This window comes from Burkholderiales bacterium (assembly GCA_013695435.1).
In the GTDB taxonomy this organism is placed as follows: Bacteria; Pseudomonadota; Gammaproteobacteria; order Burkholderiales; family JACMKV01; genus JACMKV01.
In genome coordinates this window covers 1-6,749 of the sequence record JACDAM010000180.1, presented here as the reverse complement: position 1 = coordinate 6,749, position 6,749 = coordinate 1, and the positions used below count along the sequence as shown (strand labels likewise).

The following is a 6,749-nucleotide window of genomic DNA, read 5'->3' as shown; positions in this document are numbered from 1 at the left end:
ACTTAAGCACTCTCTACTATTCTCGAAGTTTGCTGCTTCCTCGTTTGTGCGATATGCGCCATTCCCATGGCTCGATCGCATTGGATCAACCCATAAGCCACGACGAGCAGCGCGCGCCCCGTCCTCGGTCGCATATCGAGCGCGGTCTTCGACCGGCTGCTCATTCTGATAGCGTTTGAGATTCCAGGCTAGTCCGGCGTCGATTTGCTCAAGGTTGATGTTGCGACGATCGACTAGGACCTTGCGGTGCAAGAACAACTGCCTAATCTCGACTGGCTCTGTTAGCGCGACACCGCGCATTTCAGACACGCCCGCGCTGTTGCATTAGGAGGGGCGCGACCGCAAATGCCAGCATGATCCCGCCTAACGCCAGTTGAAGCGGGTGATCCTTGACATAGTCACGCGCCCGCTCGACCGGCTTCATGCGCTCGATCATCAACTGATGGCGGCGTTTATTGAACTGCGCGCCAAGCTCGCCGAGCTTCATGTGATCGAAAATGCGTTCAGCAGTGGGCAGCACGACGCATTCTTCCTCGGCAACGTGATGGAGCACGCTTTTCATCAGCGCGTACACGCGGTCGTCATAGTCTGGCACCGAAGGTTTCATGGCTTTCAGCGTCTCGGCTGCGGCTTCGACCTCATGCTGCTCGTCATACCTGTGTTTGATCACAGAGGGCAGCGCTTCGCGCATCGCCGGGTAGAAAATTTCGTCCTCGGCGATTGAGTGGGTCAGCAGCAGCGTACAGATGGATTCGACAAACGCTTTCTTTTTAATTGGATGTGAATCGGCTTTGTATTGATGAAACAGGGCGACGACCTTGGTGTGGTCGGCGCGGATCATATCGGTGACGAAAGGCGTTATTTTGGCGATTAGCGTATTGGTCATGATGATTCCTTTTTGGGCGGAGACGCAATTGGCCACGAGCAACGTCCATGCCGGGGACGGCATGAGGAGAGGTAGTGCCGCATAGTAAGATTTACATCGGTGCTGGGCATTTTTGTAATTTCGAGAAGTGGAAACGCGCGACTATGTTCGCCGCATTCCCGAATATCCACCTTAGGGACGGGCAAAGCACAGCAGATCGGCCCACGGCACGCCTTTTGCAGAAATATTGTTTTATGGAAGCTTCTACCGAACACGACGGAGTCGCCTCGCCGGATGGCGAGCGCGCCAATCCGTTTACAAGCCGGCTTGCGCGCATCAATAGCAGTTCACGGCTATCCGCGATGACGAATACGTTTGCCCGCACGATCAGAGCGCGCGCCCAGAGCACCCGGGGGAAACGCGTGCACCATGCGTTCCGCGAACTCGTACTGGATCCTAAATTCTCTTGCGTCGGTGCGAAATCAGCATTGCAACGCGGTGGCTACCGATTGGGTTTGTACGGCCAGTTGGCATCCCGCGAAGCGACGGCGGGGCTTGCCTACGACATCTACGAGTTTGTTCAGGAGCACGCAACCTTCAACGGTCAATTCTCGACCTTGTAGCCGTGTTCACCGATTCCGGCATTGCAACCCAGCGTGAGTTCGAGCGTAAGCTCTGGGCGCAGCTGCGCCAGCTGCACGAGCTCGATCGCGTCCATCATGAATGGGATTCGCGCGTCAGCAGCGATCCTGACGATCCGCATTTCTCTTTCAGCTTTGCTGAAAACGCATTTTTCGTCGTCGGGCTGCATCCCCGCAGTTCGCGCCTCACGCGCCGCTTCCGCTGGCCGGCGCTCGTGTTCAACCCGCACGCGCAATTCGAGGAATTGCGCGCATCGGGGCATTTCACGCGCATGCAAAGCGTGATTCGCGATCGCGAAGTCGCGCTGCAAGGTTCGATCAATGCCAACCTCAGCAACTTCGGCGAAGCCTCAGAAGCGCGTCAATATTCAGGGCGTGCGGTCGAACCTGAATGGAACTGTCCGTTTGCCGCCGAGCGCACTGGCTCAGGCTCAAGCTGACCGCGGGATCGGTAAGATTTTAATAAGATACTTTACTCGTGCGCGCGAATTAAACAAACGTGTGATCCACTTAATCGAAGGAGAGAAACGATGAAAAAAGTCCTATATATTGCGCTCGGTGGGTATGTCTGGCTCTGGCTGAAAAAATGGGGGACGAGTAGGGAGGCGAAACAGCGCCATTCGAATTCGAACATCAAGTCATGAGGTTCGCACTAAGCTTGGCTGCCCCGGATAGGCGCAGTGTCTCGGGATTGTCTCGTTCTTCACCGGCCATTCATACTCATGTTCGCTGCCGCGCTCGCCGTTATCGGTTTGCATGCATCAGGTGCGACGCACGCTGAAACATTTGCCTCTAATCATGCAAAAAAGCTTGCGCATCCGGCCACGAAACACATGCTGGTACCGGCGGGCGGCCTCGCCGACGCGATCATGATCTCCGCCCACAAAGGCGCAGCGTCATCCCGGGCTTATTGATCGCATAGGTCACAATCGATTTCGGCGGTGGTGTTAGGCGTTGCGCTTGCGTGCGCCCGATTCGACTCGCTGGTAATCCAAAGGTGCGCTCTGGGTTTCTTCGCGCTCTTGCTCGGCGCGAGCGCCGCTGCGATCGGTGGCGCCGCGGGCCGTCCGCGCACGGTGCTGACGCAGCCGCTTTAGCTGACAGCTTTCCTTTCCGGAGAACAATCCTGAAAACGTCCTTTATTTTAACCGTTTGCGCCAGCGCACTCATTACGGCTCGGAGAGCGCACCCGACTGCAAGGAAAGCCGGTCGAGGCCCTAAGCTGCACGCGCAGTCGCATTACCCGGCATCAGGCAACCGGACTGTAAGCAGCGTAAAGAGACCGCGCTGTACTCAATGATGACCATATGGCAACGCTGTCTGATCAATCGCTCGCCCCGCACCGTTTTTCAACTTTAGGTGACTCAATGCTTTCGGAAAACACCAACGCTCATTACAGCAAGTTTTTTGCGTTTAACCAGCGCTTGATCGAACAATCGATAGGACAACAGAGCGGTCCCGGCGCGAATCGTCTACCTGAAATCGTCACGACGCTGACGCAAGCCTACGCGCAAAACCCGCATCAGTGGGCTGAAATTCACGCGGATTATCTGCGCAAACAGGGGCAATTGTGGCGCGGCTTTACGCAAGTCAAAGCGGGCGAAGAAGTGCCAGCCATCATTACGCCCGCTCCCGGGGACCGTAGATTTCATGACCCCGCCTGGCGCACGCTACCATTCTTCGATTTTTTGAAGCAATCGTTCTTGCTGGCGGCCGATCTGCTGAACCGGCTGGTCGATTCAGCCGAGCTTGCTGACGACGAGAAAAATCGCCTGGCGTTTCACGTCCAGCATTATCTCGATGCGCTCGCGCCAAGTAATTTCCTCGCCACCAATCCGGAAGCCTTGCGACTCGCGTTCCAAACGGATGGCGAAAGCCTGCGACTCGGCATGGAAAATTTCGCGCGCGATCTCGAGCGCGGCCGTATTTCGATGTCGGACGAAAGCGGTTTCGCGGTCGGCAAGAATTTGGCGATGACGCCTGGCGCCGTGGTCTTCGAAAACGAATACATGCAGCTGATCCAGTACGCGCCGTCGACCAAACAGGTTTATCAGCGGCCGCTCCTGATCGTGCCGCCGTTTATTAACAAGTTCTACATCCTCGATCTGCAGCCAGAGAATTCCTTTGTGAGATACGCCGTAGAACAGGGACATCAGGTGTTCTTGATTTCGTGGCGCAACGTCGGGCCTGAGCTCGGGGTCGCGACTTGGGACGACTATATTGAACACGCGCTGATGAAGGCGATGGCGGTGATACGCGAACTTCGGGGTGCTGACAAATTGAACGCGCTAGGCTTTTGCGTCGGCGGCACGCTACTCGCCAGTGTGCTTGCCGTGCAGCATGCAAAAAAACGCAATCCGGTCGCCAGCCTGACGCTGCTGACCACAATGCTCGATTTTTCCGACACCGGCAGAATCAGCGCGTACATCGATGACGACTACGTGAATAATTGCGAGACGCGGCACGGCCGCGGTGAAGTCATGTCGGGCGCAGATCTCGCGCATTGTTTTGCGAGCCTGCGCGCCAATGAGCTGATCTGGTTTTATGTCGTCAACAATTATTTGAAAGGGCAGACGCCGCGCGCATTCGATCTTCTGTATTGGAACGCTGATAGCTCCAACCTGCCCGGCGTTTTGTATGCCTATTACATAAAAAACATGTACAGCGAGAACAATCTCAAGACCGCTGGCCGGCTGACAATGTGCGGTGTTCCCGTCGATCTCGGCAAGATTGCAGCACCGACGTTTCTGCTTGCATCACGCGAAGATCACATCGTGCCTTGGCATTCGGCTTACGCGAGCACGCACTTGTTGTCGGGTCAACTCGAATTCGTTCTCGCCGCCAGCGGCCATATTGCCGGCGTCATCAATGCACCGAGCAAGGGCAAGCGTAACTACTGGACCAACCGGACACTGCCCGATGATCCCGAAGCGTGGTTGAGCGGCGCGCAATCGGTGCCCGGTAGTTGGTGGGCGCATTGGGCGGCATGGCTCGCCCGGCACGCCGGCAAGAAAGTACGCGCCAGCACGGAGCTGGGCGATGCGAGCTATCGGCCTATCGAAGCTGCGCCCGGACGATATGTCAGCGAAAATAGCAGGCAGTAGTTAGCAGATCACAAGCAGGCAAGGTATCTACTGCAGTGAACACCCGGAATGGTGACTGCAAAACGGATCCTAATGGTAACGGACGCATGGGGGCATGGGCGAATCGATTTGCATCAAGATGTCCAGCCGGACAAACTCTTACCCGCAGGGCGGCTTATGATTATCGCCGCATTGGAAAAGCCCGCCGTGATCGCCGGGATACTACGCCGTCTGGCCTGTACACCCAGCCGCTTCGGTCTCCGCGCGCTCCAGTCCCGCGTCTATGGAAGTGTCTTAGTACCCATTCAAGACTAGTCCTTGCGACTGAGAGCCGACCTCTCGCTTGCTGACACTCCTGCAAGCGTCCATGCTGTCTCAAAGCTACCTCGTAACCTTGCGTGGCCCGAAGACTCGCCGCAAAACCGCAATTTTCACCTAACACTTTGCGATTGGGCACGATCGACTCGCTCCCCGGCTAAGAGATAGTCAACGGTTGACGAAAAGTTTGTGTAAAAATCCCCCATTCGCCGGCTTGTGATTTGAGAGATGAGAAACACCCCTTTTGAATCGAAAAACAGCGAGGCCACTCTATGACGTCAGATCGAAATCCCACTGCGGCAGCCGTCGCCGCGCCAGTTGCAGTGGAACTGGCTTTGGAGAAAAGCCAGGATGTGAAAGCAAAGGTGGAGGCGTGCGCGGATGACCTTGCCTCCGCCAATGACATCGTGAAGAAAAAGATAGCCGAAGGTGCGACCACGCTGTCGGCGCATACGGCGCTGGCGAACAGTGAAAGAGTAGAAAGCAAAGTCCACGAATGCGCCGACGACCTCCATGAAGTCAACGAAACCTTGACCCAAGGGATCGACGATCTGAAACAGATCGAGACCGATTTAATTAAGTCCCGAAACGCCTTGGCAGATACTGAAGCTGCTTTGGCGACGGCGCAGGAAGAGGAGAAAAAAGCACGGCTGCGGGCGTTGCATGACTACACGACGGGTCTGCCAAACCGCGACCTATTCGATGACCGGCTGGCGCATGCAATTTCCCTGGCCGAGCGCCACCATTGGACCCTTGCGGTGATGTTCCTTGACCTGGATCGCTTCAAGAATATCAATGACACGCATGGGCACGCCGTGGGCGACTCGGTATTGAAGGAGGTAGCAAAACGTCTGTTACAACACTCTCGCGACGAGGACACGGTGTGCCGCAATGGTGGTGATGAATTCCTGTACTTATTGATGAATCCGCAAGGCAGCGAGAATATCGAGAGACTTGCCGACGGCGTCTTGAAGAATATTGCTCAGCCTATCGACGTCGGTGACCTACACCTTGTTATCAAGCCGAGCATTGGCATCGCCGTTTATCCGGACAACGGCCCTACCGGAGAACAATTGATAAGAAATGCTGACACCGCTATGTATCGGGCTAAAAACAGCATGAGTGGCTGTGTGTTTTTTAACGCGAGAAACGGGAAAGAGGTAGCCTGAGCAGCGAAGCGCCGCTTTTGCAGCGTTCATTACTCCAACATAGCACGGACCTCTCTTAGCAGCTCTCTTACCTCCTGTCGAACCCGTACGCTTCCGTATAACGCCCATGTGTAGGCTTCCGGCCTGCTTTGCCGCCATGCATTCGGCAGCGCCCGTTTTCATTGCCAGCGAGCGACAGGGGCTGTCAATTGCTTCTAGCATGAGCGCCGCAGCGCGAATTGGTTCTTCTGCTGCTATCGCGTGGCCCCGGTTCCCGTTATTGCCGGGCAGCATGTTCGGCCGCTCGGGTTGACCGGATCCACGCCGGCGGTTCCCGGGCCGGTCGTACTGGTATAGCTGGAGCCGCTCGATCAGCGCGATCAGCCGGTTTGAGTATTCCGTTGAAGTGGCATAGCCGGCCGACTGCAGCCCCCGGGCCCAGCTTTTGTAATCGGTCCGGTCGAGGTTGAACAGGAAGCCGTAGCGGTAGGAACTGCGCGGATCGCGGATAAAATCGCCGTGGTCGGCATAGCTTTCGGCGACGTTGTTGTAGCGGCGGAAGCAGGATTCGACGAGGGAGCCGGTGGAGTCGCGGTCGTCGTCTTTTTTCCGGAAGGTCGCGCCGGTCCACTGACGGGTACACTTGATGCCGAAGTGGTTGTTGGCCTTTTGCGACAGTTCGCTCAATCCCGAA

Annotated in this window: 5 protein-coding genes and 2 pseudogenes; 4 read left to right on the top strand and 3 right to left on the bottom strand. The window is 56.3% G+C overall.

Translation table 11 applies throughout. The features are described from left to right. A partial coding sequence (locus H0V78_09230; protein ID MBA2351948.1) for a thermonuclease family protein occupies positions 1 to 252 on the bottom strand: 252 nt, incomplete at its 3' end. 49 nt (positions 253 to 301) lie between these two features. Next, a complete protein-coding gene (locus tag H0V78_09225) occupies positions 302 to 886 on the bottom strand; it encodes a hemerythrin domain-containing protein (protein MBA2351947.1) in 585 nt (194 codons plus the stop codon). A gap of 341 nt (positions 887 to 1,227) precedes the next feature. On the opposite strand from H0V78_09225, the pseudogene H0V78_09220 reads away from it, so the two are divergent. From H0V78_09220 to H0V78_09205, 4 genes and pseudogenes are all read left to right on the top strand, one after another. Then, positions 1,228 to 1,946 (top strand): annotated as a pseudogene (locus H0V78_09220) (YqcI/YcgG family protein). A 282-nt stretch (positions 1,947 to 2,228) separates the two neighbouring features. Further along, positions 2,229 to 2,420, top strand: a complete 192-nt coding sequence (locus H0V78_09215) for a hypothetical protein (GenBank protein ID MBA2351946.1) — start codon at positions 2,229 to 2,231, stop codon at positions 2,418 to 2,420. Positions 2,421 to 2,873: 453 nt separating this feature from the next. Continuing rightward, the gene (gene phaC, locus H0V78_09210; protein MBA2351945.1) at positions 2,874 to 4,610 is read left to right on the top strand and encodes a class I poly(R)-hydroxyalkanoic acid synthase; all 1,737 of its coding nucleotides are present in this window, start codon (positions 2,874 to 2,876) and stop codon (positions 4,608 to 4,610) included. A 569-nt stretch (positions 4,611 to 5,179) separates the two neighbouring features. Next, positions 5,180 to 6,076 carry a GGDEF domain-containing protein gene (locus tag H0V78_09205; protein ID MBA2351944.1) on the top strand — a complete coding sequence of 299 codons (897 nt, stop codon included), beginning with the start codon at positions 5,180 to 5,182 and terminating at the stop codon, positions 6,074 to 6,076. 321 nt (positions 6,077 to 6,397) lie between these two features. Here H0V78_09205 and H0V78_09200 read toward each other — a convergent pair. Next, a pseudogene (locus tag H0V78_09200) lies at positions 6,398 to 6,749 on the bottom strand (glucosaminidase domain-containing protein).